Here is a 15,709-nt window from a genome sequence, read left to right on the forward strand (position 1 = left end):
GTTAACGCTGCGGGCGGCTCGGTGATTACATCAGGCCTTTTTTCTGCAGTTCGGTTTTAAAGTTGTCGCGGGTGATCAGCACCACGTCGGTCACTTCGGTAAATTTCTGCGGCTCCACACCCTTTTCTACCCAGTCATGCAGCATCTGAATGCTCTTGTAGCCGTGAATGTCCGGGCTTGGCAGCAGCGACCCGTAGAAACCGGTGGCCTGCGCCTTGGACAGTTCGCTGACCGCATCCACGCCGTTGATGCCGATGCCGATCACGTTAGGTGCCTTGAAGCCCTGGCCTTCGGTGGCGCGCACGCCGCCCAGCACGGTGTTGTCGTTCATGCCGACAATCAGCCAGTTTTTCACTTCAGGATGCTGCACCAGCATCGAGTTGGCGGCGTCGAACGCCCCCGGGATATCGTTGGACTTGGTCGGTACCGAGTAGATTTGTTTTTCCGGGAAGCCGGCCGCTTTCAGCGCGGCAATCGAACCGCCGGTGCGGCGACGGGCGGTATCCAGCTCATCGGCGGTGATCGCCATTACGGCGCTGTCCGCCGGTTTCCAGCCGCGTTTGTTCATCTCTTTCCACAGCTCCTGGCCCTGGCGTTCACCGATTTTGGTGGCCGCCATCATCACCAGCGGCACGCTGTCCATAGGTTTGCCTTTGGCAGTGACGAACTGATCGTCCACGGCGATCACTTTCAGGTTGTAACTGCGCGCCTTGGCCATGATCGCCGAGCCGAGCTTCGGATCCGGCGTGCAGATGACAAAGCCCTTGGCTCCGCTGGCCGCCAGGCTGTCGATGGCGTTAAGGGTTTTCTCCCCGTCCGGCACGGCGATTTTGATCACGTCGAAACCGAGATCCTTACCGGCCTTGTCGGCAAATTTCCATTCGGTCTGGAACCAGGGTTCCTCTGGCTGCTTGACCAAAAAGCCCAGTTTCATGGTCTCGGCGACAGCCGAATGTGACATAACGGCTGCCAGCCCCAGTGCCGCCAACGCCTTAGTGAATTTATGCATGATGCTCTCCGCAGTGTTGTTCTCTTCGGCGAATAAATTCGCTCGCCGTGAAAACGTTATCATTAGGGTGCCTGTTGTCGGTGCGCCGCTTGTTTGCGCGGCATCTCCCAACACCAGCTGTAAGACGGATTAAGTTTTAGCGGGTATTTGTTGCCGAAATGTAGAGCGCTATCACATCCGTGGATTACAGCAGATATGTGCATATATTTAGCGAGTTTCGCCAAGCATCAACTTATGACAACCGTCACAAAATCACTGTGCGAAGCAGAAAAGTGCATACTTCCAGCTAATGGCTCCTCACCTGCCCACCGCTCCCGCTCCTATGGTTGTCACAGCGTATTTACACATCAGGAGTCAACATCATGACGGCAGACGCTATTGCCCTGGGATTGGACTTCGGCAGCGATTCGGTGCGGGTATTGGCGGTTGACTGCCATAACGGCCAGGAGCTGGATACCGAAGTGGTTTACTACCCTCGCTGGCAGCGCGGCGAATTCTGCAACGCCGCAGAGAACCGGTTTCGCCACCACCCGCTCGACTATATAGAAGCCATGGAACAGGCGATCGTCAGCCTGGTGCAGCGCATGTCCCCGCAGCAACGGCTGCAGGTGATCGGCATCGGGGTCGATTCCACCGGCTCCACGCCTGCGCCGATTGACGCGCAAGGCAAGGTGCTGGCGCTGCGGCCGGAGTTTGCCGACAACCCGAACGCCATGTTTGTGTTGTGGAAAGATCACACCGCCATCGAGGAAGCCGACGCTATCAACCGGCTGTGCCGCAGCGGCGATTTCCCCGACTATTCTCGCTATATCGGCGGCGTCTATTCATCCGAATGGTTCTGGGCCAAGATCCTGCACGTTTCGCGTCAGGACGCCGGGGTGCGGCAGGCCGCCGCCTCTTGGGTGGAACTGTGCGACTGGGTGCCGGCGCTGCTGTCCGGCACCACCGCTCCACAACGTTTGAAACGCGGGCGCTGTAGCGTCGGGCATAAAACGTTGTGGCACCCCGACTGGGGCGGCCTGCCGCCGAAATCGTTTTTCGCCGCGCTCGATCCCCTGCTGGTCGAAGACTTGCCCTGGCCTTTGTTTGAAGACTCCCACACCGCCGATTTGCCGGTCGGCACGCTCACCGCCGAGTGGGCCGCACGCCTCGGGCTGCCGCAGAGCGTGGTGTTATCCGGTGGCGCGTTCGATTGCCATATGGGCGCGGTGGGCGCCGGGGCGCAACCCTATACCCTGGTGAAGGTGATTGGCACCTCCACCTGCGACATCCTGATCGCCGATCGTCAGCGGGTCGACGGGCGCGCGATCGAAGGGATCTGCGGCCAGGTCGACGGCAGCGTAGTACCGGAACTGATAGGTCTGGAGGCCGGACAATCGGCCTTTGGCGATATGTATGCCTGGTTCAGCCGTTTGCTGAGCTGGCCGCTGCATGAGGCGGCGAAAAACCACCCCGAACTGCAACCGCAGTTGAAACAGATTGAAGCCGGCCTGCTGGCCGCGCTGACCGAGTCCTGGGCCAACAATCCGTCGCTGGATCACCTACCGGTGGTGCTGGACTGGTTTAACGGCCGCCGCACCCCCTATGCCAACCAGCGTCTGAAAGGCGTGATTACCGATTTGAACCTCGGGACCGACGCGCCGACGCTGTTTGGCGGATTTATTGCCGCCACCGCCTTTGGCGCCCGCGCCATCATGGAGTGCTTCGAACGGCAGGACATCCCGGTCGACAACGTGCTGGCCATGGGCGGCATCGCGCGGAAATCGCCGACGATCATGCAGGCCTGCGCCGACGTGATGAACCGCCCGCTGCAGATTGTCGCCTCCGATCAATGCTGCGCGCTGGGTGCGGCGATCTTCGCCGCCGTAGCCGCAGGCCGTTTCAGTAACGTGCCCGAGGCGCAGCGCCAGATGGCCTGCGGAATCGAACGCACGCTGCAGCCGGATCCGCCGCGTGTCGCGCGCTATCAACAGCTTTATCAACGCTATCAGCAATGGTGCCTGGCCGCCGAGCCGCGCTACGCCCCTGGCGCAGATTCGCCATGCTGAATCCCGATACCCAACGCTAACCCCCAGGAGTCTCTGATGGATGCATTTAAGCAGCATGAAGTCTGGTTCGCCATCGGCAGCCAGCACCTGTACGGCCCGCAAACCCTGCAACAGGTCAAGGCGCACGCCGAACAGGTCGTGGAAAGTCTCAACCGTGAGGCGGGGTTGCCGGTAAAACTGGTGCTGAAGCCGCTGGTCACCACACCGGATGAAATTACCGCACTGTGCCGCGACGCCAACTATCGCCAGGAGTGCATCGGCATCCTGACCTGGTTGCACACCTTTTCGCCGGCCAAAATGTGGATCGCCGGGCTGTCTATCCTCAACAAACCGCTGCTGCAATTCCATACCCAGTTCAATGCCCAGGTGCCTTGGGACAGCATGGATATGGACTTTATGAACCTGAACCAGACCGCCCACGGCGGCCGTGAGTTCGGTTTTATCGGCGCCCGCATGCGCCAACAGCACAGCGTGGTTGCCGGCCACTGGCAGGATCCTGAAGCACACCGCCGCATCGCCCAGTGGATGCGTGCCGCCGCCGCCAAACAGGCGAGCCGGCAGTTGAAAGTGGCACGTTTTGGCGACAACATGCGTGAAGTGGCGGTGACTGAAGGTGACAAGGTCGGCGCGCAGATCCAGTTCGGCTACTCGGTCAATGCCTATGGCATCGGCGATTTGGTCAGCGTGATCAATGAGGTCAGCCGTGGCGATGTGGACACGCTGATTGAAGAATACGAAGCCAGCTATGTGCTGAGCGATGCGGCGAAAATCAACGGTGAAAAGCGCGAGAACCTGATCGACGCGGCACGCATCGAACTGGGGATGAAGCGTTTTCTGGAACAAGGCAATTTCCAGGCCTTTACCACCAACTTTGAAGATCTGCACGGCATGAAGCAACTGCCGGGGCTGGCGGTGCAACGCCTGATGCAACAGGGTTACGGCTTTGGCGGCGAAGGCGACTGGAAGACCGCAACGTTGCTGCGCATCCTGAAAGTGATGGCCGATGGGCTGAACGGCGGCACCTCGTTTATGGAGGATTACACCTATCACTTCCAGCCGGGCAACGATCTGGTGGTCGGTTCGCACATGCTGGAGGTGTGCCCCTCAATCGCCAAAGAAAGCAAGCCACTGCTGGACATTCAACCGCTCGGCATCGGCGGCAAGGCGGATCCGGCGCGATTGATTTTCTCCACCCCGGCCGGCCCGGCGGTTAACGCCAGCCTGATCGACATGGGCGACCGTTTCCGCCTGCTGGTCAATCAGGTGGATACCGTGGAACAACCGCACCCGCTGCCCAAGCTGCCGGTAGCGCGCGCCATCTGGCGGGCTCAGCCGACGCTGGCCACCGCCGCAGAAGCCTGGATCCTGGCCGGCGGCGCGCACCACACTGTGTTCTCCCAGGCACTGGACGCAGACCAACTGCGGTTGTACGCCGAGATGCACAACATCGAGTTCTTGTTGATCGATAACGCCACCGCTCTGCCGGCGTTCAAAAACGAAATCCGCTGGAACGAAGCCTACTACCAGCTAAACCGCCGTTAATCTGTCGGCAGCCGGGGCAAAACCGGCTGCCGGTAGCCAAACGTGCTGCCCTTGCCTCATTGTCCCGACCATCCGCTTGATATTGATGACTAACCCCCTATTACCCGCTAAGCTATGCGGCTTCATGTCTTACCCAGGAAGCCGTTTATGTCTCAAGCTGAATACACCCGTATTGGCGGTTGGTTGCTGGCCCCGATGGCCTATATGATTGTCACCCTGCTTAGCGCCAGCCTGATGATGCTCCTGTATGGCATGGCGATTTTCATGCCGGAATCGCGCGAATATCTGCTGACCAACGCTCAGGCATTTACCCTGCAATGGTATTTGTCCGTCCTGACCACGCTGGCGATGTGGTGCTTTACCCTGTGGCTACTGTGGCTGTTTTGCCAGCGCTCGCAGCGTTTCCCCAAACTGTTCCTGGTGTGGTTGTTGATCACCGTGCTGCTGGCGATAAAAGCCTTCGCCTTTGCGCCGGTGCCGGACGAACTGGCGGTACGCAGTTTGGGTTGGCCCCTGTTGATGGCGGCGCTATTGGTGCCCTACATGAAGCGTTCCCAACGGGTAAAAGGCACCTTTACCGAACGCTGAGTGCCGCTGTGGCACGTTTTGTGCGGATAATTGTGTAAATTTTCGCCAAAAAAGGGCAAAAAGAGCAATAACCTTGCTATCCATATGTTGTCGTTATGCCGCCAATTCCCGATAATAGGCGGCTTTTATTTTTTTAGGCATCGCAATGACCGAATACCTGCTCCTGTTTGTTGGCACCGTCCTGGTGAATAACTTCGTTTTGGTGAAGTTTCTTGGCCTGTGCCCGTTCCTTGGCGTATCCAAGAAGCTGGAAAGCGCCATCGGCATGGGGATGGCGACCACCTTTGTCATGACGCTGGCTTCCGTCAGCGCCTGGGTGATCAACACCTTTATTCTGGTTCCACTGGATCTGGTGTACCTGCGCACGCTGTCATTCATTCTGGTGATCGCCGTTGTGGTGCAATTTACCGAGATGGTGGTGCGCAAAACCAGCCCGGCGCTGTATCGCCTGCTGGGTATCTTCCTGCCGCTGATCACCACCAACTGTGCGGTGCTCGGCGTGGCGCTGCTTAACGTCAATCTCGGCTACAACTTCCTGCAATCGGCGGTGTACGGCTTTAGCGCCGCCGCCGGTTTCTCGCTGGTGATGGTGCTGTTCGCCGCCATTCGTGAACGCTTGGCAGTCGCCGACGTGCCGGCGCCATTTCGCGGTTCTTCCATCGCGCTGATCACCGCCGGGCTGATGTCGCTGGCCTTTATGGGCTTTACCGGGCTGGTGAAATTCTAATGACGGCGTTATGGATTGCTATTGCCGCGCTTAGCGCCCTCGGCCTGTTGTTCGGCCTGGTGCTGGGCTTTGCCGCACGCCGCTTTGAAGTGGAAGAAGATCCGGTGGCCGAGCAGGTCGACGAGATCCTGCCGCAGAGCCAGTGCGGCCAGTGCGGTTACCCCGGCTGTCGCCCTTATGCCGAAGCCGTCGCCAACGGCGAGATGATCAACAAATGCGCGCCGGGTGGCGAGCAGGTGATGCTGAAACTGGCAGAACTGCTTAACGTCGAGCCGCAACCCTTGGGCAGCGAAGCCGCCGCAGAGCCGGTGCGCCAGGTGGCCTATATCGATGAAGCCAACTGCATCGGTTGCACCAAGTGCATTCAGGCCTGCCCTGTGGATGCCATCGTCGGCGCCACGCGCGCCATGCACACCGTAATTACCGATCTCTGTACCGGCTGTGACCTGTGCGTTGCGCCGTGCCCTACCGATTGTATTGAAATGAAGCCGGTCGCCACCACCACTGCCAACTGGAAGTGGGATATGAAGACGATTCCGGTGCAAGTGATCCACGTGGAGCAACATGCTTAATCTGTTCGCCGCCTTCAAAAAAGACCGGATTTGGGATTTCGACGGCGGGATCCATCCACCGGAAATGAAGACTCAGTCCAGCGGAGTGCCTCTGCGCACCGCTCCGTTGGCCGACAGTTTTATTATTCCCCTGCAACAGCATCTTGGACCGGAAGGCGAGCTGTGCGTCAACGTCGGTGACCGAGTGCTGAAGGGCCAACCGCTGACCGTGGGCCGCGGCCGCACGGTGCCGGTACATGCGCCGACCTCCGGCACCGTCAGTGCCATCAAACCGCATATCACCGCTCACCCTTCCGGGCTGGCGGAGTTATGCGTGATAATCCAGGCGGATGGCGAAGACCGCTGGTGCGAGCGTGCGCCGGTGGCGGACTATCGCCAACTGGCGGCGCAGGATCTATTGCAACGCATTCATCAGGCCGGCATCGCCGGGCTGGGTGGCGCCGGTTTCCCTACAGCCAGCAAGCTGCAGGGCGGCATGAACGGCGTGGAAACGCTGATCCTCAACGCCGCCGAATGCGAGCCTTATATCACCGCCGATGACCGTCTGATGCGCGAACACGCCGACCAGATTATCGAAGGCACGCAGATTTTGCGTCACCTGCTGCAACCTAAAGTCACGCTGATCGGCATCGAAGACAACAAGCCGGAAGCGATCGAAGCCCTGAAGCTGGCGTTGCGCGATCAACCGGGCATCGCCCTGCGGGTGATCCCGACCAAATACCCTTCCGGCGGCGCCAAGCAGCTCACCAAGATCCTGCTCGGCAAGGAAGTGCCGCACGGCAAGCACTCTTCCGCCATCGGCGTGCTGATGCAAAACGTCGGCACCGCTTTCGCCATTAAGCGCGCCATTGTCGACGGCGAACCGCTGATCGAGCGCGTAGTGACCCTGACCGGCGATGCGCTCAGCCAGCCGGGCAATCTGTGGGCGCGCATCGGCACGCCGGTGCAGCACCTGTTGAATTTTGCCGGCTTCCAGCCGCAGGCACAGCAAATGGTGGTGATGGGCGGCCCGCTGATGGGCTTTACCCTGCCCGCCCTTAACGTGCCGATCGTTAAAATCAGCAACTGCATTCTGGCCCCGTCGGTCAACGAAATGGCGCCGCAGGAGCCTGAACAGTCCTGTATCCGCTGCGGTCTGTGCGTCGATGCCTGCCCGGCGGGCCTGTTGCCGCAACAACTTTACTGGTTCAGCCGCGGCGAAGAACACGAAAAAGCCCGCAATCATAACCTGTTCGACTGCATTGAATGCGGTGCCTGTGCCTTTGTCTGCCCAAGCAATATTCCGCTGGTGCAGTATTACCGCCAGGAAAAGGCCGAGATCAAAGCCATCGATCAGGAAGCCGCACGCACCGCCGAAGCCAAGGCGCGTTATGAAGCCAAGCTGGCGCGACTGGAGCGCGAAAAACTGGCGCGTGAAGAACGCCACAAAAAAGCCGCGGTCAAGTTGACCGATGACGATCAGGATGCCGTGCAGGCCGCTCTGGCGCGCGTACGCAGTAAAAATGCCGCGCCGGCAACCGGCACAATGAGCGGTGATGCCCCAGACAACAGCGAGATGATCGCCGCCCGTGAAGCCCGCAAGGCTCAGGCGCGTGAACGCCGCGCTCAGTTGGAGACGACAACCGCTCCAGATGCGGCAACGGTCGCTGAAGGTGAAGATCCGCGTAAAGCGGCAGTTGCCGCCGCATTGGCACGGGTAAAAGCCAAAAAAGCCGCGCAGCAGGCTGGTGGTGAAACGCCTGTCGACACCGCGCCAGCCGAACCGGCAGCGGCGGTGACGGAGGAGGATCCACGCAAAGCGGCGGTCGCAGCGGCTATTGCCCGCGCCAAAGCCAAAAAGGCGGCGCAGCAGGCCGGGGTTGAAACGCCTGTCGAAGCCGCGCCAGCCGAACCGGCAGCGGCGGTGACGGAAGAAGATCCACGCAAAGCGGCGGTCGCAGCGGCTATTGCCCGAGTCAAAGCCAAAAAGGCGGCGCAGCAGGCCGGAGTTGAAACGCCTGTCGAAGCCGCGCCAGCCGAACCGGCAGCGGCGGTGACGGAGGAGGATCCGCGCAAAGCGGCGGTCGCAGCGGCTATTGCCCGCGCCAAAGCCAAAAAGGCGGCGCAGCAGGCCGGTGTTGAAACGCCTGTCGACACCGCGCCAGCCGAACCGGCAGCGGCGGTGACGGAGGAGGATCCACGCAAAGCGGCGGTCGCAGCGGCTATTGCCCGCGTCAAAGCCAAAAAGGCGGCGCAGCAGGCCGGAGTTGAAACGCCTGTCGAAGCCGCGCCAGCCGAACCGGCAGCGGCGGTGACGGAGGAAGATCCGCGCAAAGCGGCGGTCGCAGCGGCTATTGCCCGCGTCAAAGCCAAGAAGGCGGCGCAGAGTCTGGCTACGGCCGAGACGGAAAAAGAGTAACGGAAGAAAGCGCCTTGCAGATCGCAAGGCGCGTTATGCTGTGTCCCTTGATGGAACTGCGAATGCACCACGGATCATGAAGGGACGCAGCCTAATCAATAGAAATCAGATAGGTATAATCAACGTCGATCTGACGCATCTTCGAGTCCTGGTTCCACTCTTTGGTTTGAATAATTTCCATTTCCACACTGCCCTGCACCTCATGGCGCAGCCCCGGCATCACGTGGGTCACCAGATAAGCGAAGAACTGTAAACACTCTTTCGCCGTGCCCAAATGGTTGATAGAAATATACTCGCGGCCGGGAATATGAATATTGTCGATCTGATGCCCCGAAAGAATATCCTTTTTGTTCTCCGCCTCTACCGCCATCACGTGGGTGGATGACCACTGCTTGTCATCACGGTTACGGGCGGAATGGATGCTGTACACCCGGCGGCAGTCCACATTCAGCCCGCGAAAGAAATCGGTGAAAATCTCGTCCTTCATCGCCATGCAGGAAGCAGGTTCGATTTCGGTTTCAGCGGCAAAATCCAGTTGGCGCGAGAAACCGGCCAGTTGCATATCCGGCAGCGTCAGACGTTTCACCTCCGGATAGTAATCGGCCGCGAAGCTGGCGTCGAAACTGAAACGCGGCATCAGGTTCTTCACATCCCATTTGTCCATCGAGCGATAGCGGTTGGGCGTGGTGTCGAAACGCTGTTTGAACATGCGCGTGAAGGTCTGCTGGGAGTCAAAGCCCAATTCGTCTGAAATGTCGATGATCGAACGGTGGGTAATGCGTAACGCCACTGCGGCACGCGTCAGGATGCGTGAACGGATGTAGGTGGCGAGTTGAATGCCGGTGATACGCTTGAATTTGCGCTGCAAATGCCACTTGGAGTAGCCGGAAATGCGTGCGACTTCGTCCAGATTAGGCCGTTTCTCCAGATGTATCTCAACCCACTCAATTAATTCTTCAATAAAAAATACATCTTCATTAGTCATTATTATGCATTCACTAACTTAATAATAATCGGGATAATAACCCACATGGATTATGTAAAAGTTGTTATTTTGTGCGAAAAAACGTACCAAAAATAACATACAAATCCAGCGGTTATCGCCTGACGCCGGCCCGCGATGCCAACAGTTTGACTACTGCATGCTCAAGCTAGCGTAGTTTTGCCGCGAAAAAAAATCCGATCGCGCCACAGCGCGATTAAGCCACAGCGCAACCCGTGCTAAAAGCCTAATACCCCTACAATTAAGACGTATTACCCTTTCAGTGATTGAGGTAGAATGCAGCGCTATTATTTTCCCTGCGTCTCCGCTGTGAGGCGCGTCGAACCTGCCGATCAACGGCAAAGATAGGTGTAGTGATTCTATGAAGTTCAGGCCGGTACAACAAACAGCCGCCAAAGGCTTGCACATCGCCAGTTCCCCTTTCACCCATAACCAGCAAAGCACCAGCCGCATCATGCTGTGGGTGATGCTGGCTTGCATTCCGGGCATGGCGGCGCAGGTGTGGTTTTTCGGCTACGGTAACCTGATCCAAACCGCGCTGGCGATGATCGTCGCCCTGTTGGCGGAAGGCGCTATCCTCGCCCTGCGCAAATTACCGGTACGCGCCCGGCTGGCGGACAACTCGGCGCTGCTGACCGCGCTGCTGCTCGGCATCAGCCTGCCGCCGCTGGCCCCCTGGTGGATGATTGTTATCGGCACCTTCTTTGCCATCGTTATCGCCAAACAGCTTTACGGCGGCCTGGGGCAAAACCCGTTCAATCCGGCCATGGTCGGTTACGTGGTGCTGCTGATCGCCTTCCCGGTGCAGATGACCAGTTGGCTGCCGCCGGATGAACTGCGCGCCACCGCGCTGTCATTCCAGGATACCCTGCTGGCTATTTTCAGCGGCCATACCGCGCAGGGTGCCACCATTCACGAACTGCAAATGGGCGTTGACGGCATCAGTCAGGCTACGCCGTTGGACGGTTTCAAAACCGGCCTGCGCAGCGGTCATAGCGTCGAGCAGATGCTGCAACAGCCGCTGTTCGGCGGCACGCTTGCCGGCATCGGCTGGCAGTGGATTAACCTCGGCTTCCTGGCAGGCGGCCTGTTTATGCTGGCGCGCCGCCTGATTCACTGGCAGATCCCGTTCAGCATGCTGGCGACCATCGCTATCTGCTCCGGCCTGGCCTGGTGGATTGATCCCACGCATCAGGCATCGCCATTGATCCACTTGTTCTCCGGCGCCAGCATGCTGGGCGCGTTCTTTATCGCCACCGACCCGGTCAGCGCCTCCACCACGCCAAAAGGCCGCCTGATCTACGGCGCGCTGATTGGCGTGCTGGTATGGCTGATCCGCGTTTATGGCGGCTATCCAGATGGCGTGGCCTTCGCCGTGTTGCTGGCCAATATTACCGTGCCGCTGATCGACCACTACACGCAACCGCGCGTGTACGGCCATCGCTAAGGAGCCATGATGCTAAATTCAATGAGAAAGCATGGCACCACGCTGGCGGTGTTCGCCGCAGTGACGACCGGCCTGACCGCCGTGGTGCATAGCCTGACGCAGAAAACCATCGCTCATCAGGCGGAACTGCAGCAAAAAGCGCTGCTTGATCAAGTGGTGCCGCCGGAAAACTACGATAACAACATGCAGACCGAATGCTTCCTGGTCAGCGACCCGGCGCTGGGCAACGGCGCCCCGCACCGCCTGTATCTGGCACGCAAGAACGGCCAACCAACGGCGGCGGCACTGGAAACCACCGCACCGGATGGTTATTCCGGCGCCATTCAGTTGCTGGTCGGCGCCGATTTCAACGGCACCGTGCTCGGTACCCGGGTGATCGAACACCACGAAACACCGGGGCTGGGAGACAAGATTGAGCTGCGCATTTCGAACTGGATTTCGTTCTTCAGCGGCAAGAAAATTGAAGGCGCGGACGACAAGCGTTGGGCGGTGAAGAAAGACGGCGGCATGTTCGACCAGTTTACCGGCGCCACCATCACGCCGCGCGCGGTCGTCAACGCCGTTCGCCGCACGGCATTGTATATGGAAACGCTGCCGCCTAAACTCAACACCTTACCTGCCTGCGGAGCCAGCGAATGAGTGAAGCAAAAGAGTTGATTGTCCAGGGGCTGTGGAAGAACAACTCCGCCCTGGTTCAGTTATTGGGGATGTGCCCGTTGTTGGCCGTCACCTCTACCGTTACCAACGCCCTGGGGCTGGGGCTGGCGACCACGCTGGTGCTGACGCTGACCAATGGATCCATTTCTGCGGTGCGTCGCTGGGTGCCAAGTGAAGTCCGTATCCCTATTTACGTCATGATCATCGCAGCCGTAGTGAGTATCGTGCAGATGCTGATCAACGCCTACGCCTTCGGCCTTTACCAGTCGCTGGGGATTTTTATTCCGCTGATCGTCACCAACTGCATCGTGGTCGGCCGCGCCGAAGCGGTGGCGGCTAAAAAACCGATTGGCCTGTCGGCCCTGGACGGCATGGCTATCGGTCTGGGCGCCACCGGCGTCATGGTGACTCTGGGAGCGATGCGCGAGCTGCTCGGCAACGGCACCCTGTTCGACGGCGCCGATATGCTGCTGGGAAGCTGGGCCAAGGTGCTGCGCATTGAAGTGGTTCATTTCGACAGCCCGTTCCTGTTGGCCATGCTGCCGCCAGGCGCCTTTATTGGCCTGGGCCTGCTGTTGGCGGTGAAATACCTGATTGATGAACGGATGAAGGCGCGCACCGCCAGGGCGTCGGTGGCCGAACCGACGCTGGAACCAGGACAAGCAGAGAAAGCGTAATGAATAAACTCAAACGCCTGGAAATTCTGACCCGGCTGCGTGACAACAACCCGCAGCCCACCACCGAACTGGTCTACACCACGCCGTTCGAGCTGTTGATTTCAGTGCTGCTTTCCGCGCAGGCCACCGACGTCAGCGTCAACAAGGCCACCGCCAAGTTGTATCCGGTGGCCAATACCCCGGCGGCGCTGCTGGCGTTGGGCGTCGACGGCGTCAAAAGTTACATCAAGACCATAGGCCTGTTTAACAGCAAGGCCGAGAACGTCATCAAAACCTGCCGCATGCTGCTTGAGCTGCACGGCGGCGAAGTGCCGGAAGATCGCGCCGCGCTGGAGGCATTGCCCGGCGTAGGCCGCAAGACTGCCAACGTGGTGCTCAATACCGCCTTTGGTTGGCCGACCATTGCGGTAGATACCCATATCTTCCGCGTTTGTAATCGCACGAACTTCGCGCCGGGCAAAAATGTTGATCAGGTCGAAGAGAAGCTGCTGAAGGTGGTGCCGGGCGAGTTCAAGGTCGATTGCCATCACTGGTTTATCCTGCACGGCCGCTATACCTGCATTGCGCGCAAACCCCGCTGTGGCTCCTGCATCATTGAAGATTTATGCGAGTTTAAAGAGAAAGCTTACCCCGAGGCTTAACCCTGTCACACCACGGCCGTGATCGCCTCCGGCGGTCATTGGCGCGCATCGCAAGACATGTCCTCCGAAGTTGGTCGGGCCAAATAGGTGGCCTGCAACGCAGTTCTACCTTCAAAGGGCCCATCTCTTTGGGCCACGTCCCATAACCCCAGCCACGACGTTGCAGCCGCTTGAACTCAGGCCCGTCTGCCCTAACCTCCGGCCTTGAACAGCGCTCTTTAACGCTGCAGCCTGTTGCAGATATAACATTCTGCACACGCTACCCTGCATGCGCCACTTCCCCGGTCACTGCCTTATTTTTTATCAGAAATGTGATACCGAGCAGCAGTAACCTTGGCAATTTCGTGGATTTCAGAGAAAAAATCACTTCCATGTTATTTTCAAGCGAAAATTTAGTCAAAAATTGCGGCATAAATCACGCTTTCACGATCACATCGTCGTCACAACCGCCAGCCCCATTGTCTTAAATTTCTATAATTTTACAAAACACCCATTACACACAACAATCCAGTGGGTTGATCATCAAAGGTATTGATATCGACCACAAAAAGACAATTCAGCAGAATATATCACTAATTAAATTTCGTATAGCTTTTAATCAAAACAAAAACTCGCCAAAACAAATCAAGGCAAAAGTTAATGCTGAATAACATTTGCAACATGGTTGTTTCACAACGCGAACGTTATATGTAACAGAGTATGACAAACGGCTTGCCTCGTTGACAAAGATAGTGAACATTAACCGCCGTCATCCCATCCTATAACAACGCAGAAGGATGCAGTCCTGCATCACCTTTTGCAATTTCTCGTCTCTACGAGACGGGGCAGTGAAAAATCAGAGGTACCAGTGTCAACTGCAAACAACAACAGCAAACACCCTGAAAGCGTCAGTCTTAACGCCTTCAAACAACCTAAGGCGTTCTACCTGATCTTCTCGATCGAACTGTGGGAACGTTTCGGTTATTACGGCCTGCAAGGCATCATGGCGGTTTATCTGGTCAAAATGCTTGGCCTGAGCGAAGCCGACTCCATTACCCTGTTTTCGTCCTTCAGCGCTCTGGTGTATGGCTTCGTTGCCATCGGCGGCTGGCTGGGGGATAAAGTGCTGGGCTCCAAGCGCGTGATCGTGCTGGGTGCGCTGGTACTGGCCGTCGGTTATGCCATGGTGGCGTACTCCGGCCATGAAATCTTCTGGGTCTATCTGGGCATGGCGACCATCGCCGTGGGCAGCGGCCTGTTCAAGGCGAACCCATCCTCCCTGCTGTCGACCTGCTATGAGAAAGACGACCCGCGTTTGGACGGTGCATTCACCATGTACTATATGTCCGTCAATATCGGCTCTTTCCTGTCGATGCTGGCGACCCCGTGGCTGGCGGCGAAATATGGCTGGAGCGTCGCGTTCTCACTGAGCGTGGTGGGCATGCTGATCACCTTGGTCAACTTTATGGTGTGCCACAAATGGGTGAAACAGCACGGCTCCAAGCCAGACTTTAAACCGCTGCAGGTCAAGAAGCTGTTGATGGTGCTGGTTGGCATCGTGGCGCTGGTTGCCCTGTCAAGCTGGTTGCTGCACAACCAGATCATTGCCCGCTGGGCGCTGGCGATTATCTCCCTGGGTATTGTGGTCGTGTTCGCCAAGGAAGCCTTTACGCTGCATGGCGCTGCGCGCCGCAAGATGATCGTTGCCTTTCTGCTGATGCTGGAAGCAGTAGTGTTCTTCGTGCTGTATGCCCAGATGCCGACCTCGCTGAACTTCTTCGCCATTCATAACGTCGAGCACAATATCCTCGGCCTGGCGTTTGAACCTGAACAGTATCAGGCGCTGAACCCGTTCTGGATTATGCTGGCCAGCCCGATTCTGGCGGCGTTGTATAACAAGATGGGTGACCGTCTGCCGATGCCGCACAAGTTCGCCTTCGGCATGATCCTGTGCTCCGGCGCCTTCCTGGTACTGCCGTGGGGCGCCAGCTTCGCCAACGAACAGGGTATCGTGTCGGTTAACTGGTTGATCCTGAGCTATGGGCTGCAAAGCATCGGTGAACTGATGATCTCCGGCCTGGGTCTGGCCATGGTGGCGCAACTGGTACCGCAACGCCTGATGGGCTTTATCATGGGGTCTTGGTTCCTGACCACCGCCGCCGCCGCGCTGATTGCCGGCAAGGTTGCGGGATTGACCGCCGTACCAAGCGACATCAACGACGCGCACGCTTCGCTGGCTATCTACAGCCACGTGTTTATGCAAATCGGTATCGCCACCGCCGTCATTGCCATTCTGATGATGCTGACCGCACCGAAGCTGTACCGCATGACGCTGGACACCGCAGAAGACACCGAAAAGAAAGCGCAGGCCGCCGCAGCGGTTAACTGATAACGGTTTCGGACAGACAAAAAACGGGGCGT

13 protein-coding genes are annotated in these 15,709 nt (G+C 58.2%); 11 read left to right on the forward strand and 2 right to left on the reverse strand.

Annotation, left to right across the window (positions count from 1 at the left end):
* Window positions 1–25: 25 nt before the first annotated feature.
* Window positions 26–1,009, reverse strand: coding sequence for an arabinose ABC transporter substrate-binding protein (locus ACUTSW_RS04680; RefSeq protein WP_062870688.1), 984 nt, complete (start codon window positions 1,007–1,009; stop codon window positions 26–28).
* A gap of 362 nt (window positions 1,010–1,371) precedes the next feature.
* Between ACUTSW_RS04680 and ACUTSW_RS04685 the strand changes: the two genes are divergently transcribed.
* The 6 genes from ACUTSW_RS04685 (at window position 1,372) to rsxC (ending at window position 8,884) form a co-directional block, all read left to right on the forward strand.
* Window positions 1,372–3,057, forward strand: a complete 1,686-nt coding sequence (locus ACUTSW_RS04685) for a ribulokinase (protein ID WP_445583822.1) — start codon at window positions 1,372–1,374, stop codon at window positions 3,055–3,057.
* A gap of 36 nt (window positions 3,058–3,093) precedes the next feature.
* Window positions 3,094–4,599, forward strand: a complete 1,506-nt coding sequence (gene araA, locus ACUTSW_RS04690; protein ID WP_445583823.1) for an L-arabinose isomerase — start codon at window positions 3,094–3,096, stop codon at window positions 4,597–4,599.
* Between the two features lie 147 nt (window positions 4,600–4,746).
* Window positions 4,747–5,187 (forward strand): DUF2569 domain-containing protein, encoded by a 441-nt coding sequence (locus ACUTSW_RS04695; RefSeq protein WP_062870685.1) that lies wholly within the window; start codon window positions 4,747–4,749, stop codon window positions 5,185–5,187.
* 145 nt (window positions 5,188–5,332) lie between these two features.
* Complete coding sequence (rsxA, locus tag ACUTSW_RS04700; RefSeq protein WP_004938443.1) at window positions 5,333–5,914, forward strand: electron transport complex subunit RsxA; 582 nt, start codon at window positions 5,333–5,335, stop codon at window positions 5,912–5,914.
* Window positions 5,914–6,486 carry an electron transport complex subunit RsxB gene (gene rsxB / locus ACUTSW_RS04705; RefSeq protein WP_004943888.1) on the forward strand — a complete coding sequence of 191 codons (573 nt, stop codon included), beginning with the start codon at window positions 5,914–5,916 and terminating at the stop codon, window positions 6,484–6,486. The genes rsxA and rsxB overlap by 1 nt, the downstream gene beginning before the upstream one ends.
* A complete protein-coding gene (gene rsxC / locus ACUTSW_RS04710) occupies window positions 6,479–8,884 on the forward strand; it encodes an electron transport complex subunit RsxC (RefSeq protein ID WP_445583824.1) in 2,406 nt (801 codons plus the stop codon). Before rsxB ends, rsxC begins: the two co-directional genes overlap by 8 nt.
* A gap of 91 nt (window positions 8,885–8,975) precedes the next feature.
* Here rsxC and ACUTSW_RS04715 read toward each other — a convergent pair whose 3' ends face one another.
* Window positions 8,976–9,869 carry a helix-turn-helix domain-containing protein gene (locus ACUTSW_RS04715; protein ID WP_445583825.1) on the reverse strand — a complete coding sequence of 298 codons (894 nt, stop codon included), beginning with the start codon at window positions 9,867–9,869 and terminating at the stop codon, window positions 8,976–8,978.
* 379 nt (window positions 9,870–10,248) lie between these two features.
* Here ACUTSW_RS04715 and rsxD point away from each other — a divergent pair, with 379 nt between their 5' ends.
* The 5 genes from rsxD (at window position 10,249) to dtpA (ending at window position 15,677) form a co-directional block, all read left to right on the forward strand.
* Complete coding sequence (rsxD, locus tag ACUTSW_RS04720; protein ID WP_445583826.1) at window positions 10,249–11,334, forward strand: electron transport complex subunit RsxD; 1,086 nt, start codon at window positions 10,249–10,251, stop codon at window positions 11,332–11,334.
* A gap of 9 nt (window positions 11,335–11,343) precedes the next feature.
* Window positions 11,344–11,973 carry an electron transport complex subunit RsxG gene (gene rsxG / locus ACUTSW_RS04725; RefSeq protein WP_004943879.1) on the forward strand — a complete coding sequence of 210 codons (630 nt, stop codon included), beginning with the start codon at window positions 11,344–11,346 and terminating at the stop codon, window positions 11,971–11,973.
* A complete protein-coding gene (locus ACUTSW_RS04730; RefSeq protein WP_013812717.1) occupies window positions 11,970–12,668 on the forward strand; it encodes an electron transport complex subunit E in 699 nt (232 codons plus the stop codon). Before rsxG ends, ACUTSW_RS04730 begins: the two co-directional genes overlap by 4 nt.
* Window positions 12,668–13,309, forward strand: a complete 642-nt coding sequence (gene nth, locus ACUTSW_RS04735; RefSeq protein WP_062789525.1) for an endonuclease III — start codon at window positions 12,668–12,670, stop codon at window positions 13,307–13,309. Before ACUTSW_RS04730 ends, nth begins: the two co-directional genes overlap by 1 nt.
* 847 nt (window positions 13,310–14,156) lie before the next feature.
* A complete protein-coding gene (dtpA, locus tag ACUTSW_RS04740) occupies window positions 14,157–15,677 on the forward strand; it encodes a dipeptide/tripeptide permease DtpA (RefSeq protein WP_445583827.1) in 1,521 nt (506 codons plus the stop codon).
* Window positions 15,678–15,709 lie beyond the last annotated feature (32 nt).

Source organism: Serratia sp. TSA_198.1, assembly GCF_052686505.1.

What these genes read in the sequence shown, in the direction of transcription:
- rsxC (WP_445583824.1), top strand. Translation starts at nt 6,479, where the DNA reads ATGCTTAATCTGTTCGCCGCCTTCAAAAAAGACCGGATTTGGGATTTC.
- ACUTSW_RS04715 (WP_445583825.1), bottom strand. Translation starts at nt 9,869, where the DNA reads ATGACTAATGAAGATGTATTTTTTATTGAAGAATTAATTGAGTGGGTT.
- rsxA (WP_004938443.1), top strand. Translation starts at nt 5,333, where the DNA reads ATGACCGAATACCTGCTCCTGTTTGTTGGCACCGTCCTGGTGAATAAC.
- araA (WP_445583823.1), top strand. Translation starts at nt 3,094, where the DNA reads ATGGATGCATTTAAGCAGCATGAAGTCTGGTTCGCCATCGGCAGCCAG.
- ACUTSW_RS04730 (WP_013812717.1), top strand. Translation starts at nt 11,970, where the DNA reads ATGAGTGAAGCAAAAGAGTTGATTGTCCAGGGGCTGTGGAAGAACAAC.
- ACUTSW_RS04680 (WP_062870688.1), bottom strand. Translation starts at nt 1,009, where the DNA reads ATGCATAAATTCACTAAGGCGTTGGCGGCACTGGGGCTGGCAGCCGTT.
- ACUTSW_RS04695 (WP_062870685.1), top strand. Translation starts at nt 4,747, where the DNA reads ATGTCTCAAGCTGAATACACCCGTATTGGCGGTTGGTTGCTGGCCCCG.
- rsxG (WP_004943879.1), top strand. Translation starts at nt 11,344, where the DNA reads ATGCTAAATTCAATGAGAAAGCATGGCACCACGCTGGCGGTGTTCGCC.
- ACUTSW_RS04685 (WP_445583822.1), top strand. Translation starts at nt 1,372, where the DNA reads ATGACGGCAGACGCTATTGCCCTGGGATTGGACTTCGGCAGCGATTCG.
- nth (WP_062789525.1), top strand. Translation starts at nt 12,668, where the DNA reads ATGAATAAACTCAAACGCCTGGAAATTCTGACCCGGCTGCGTGACAAC.
- rsxD (WP_445583826.1), top strand. Translation starts at nt 10,249, where the DNA reads ATGAAGTTCAGGCCGGTACAACAAACAGCCGCCAAAGGCTTGCACATC.
- rsxB (WP_004943888.1), top strand. Translation starts at nt 5,914, where the DNA reads ATGACGGCGTTATGGATTGCTATTGCCGCGCTTAGCGCCCTCGGCCTG.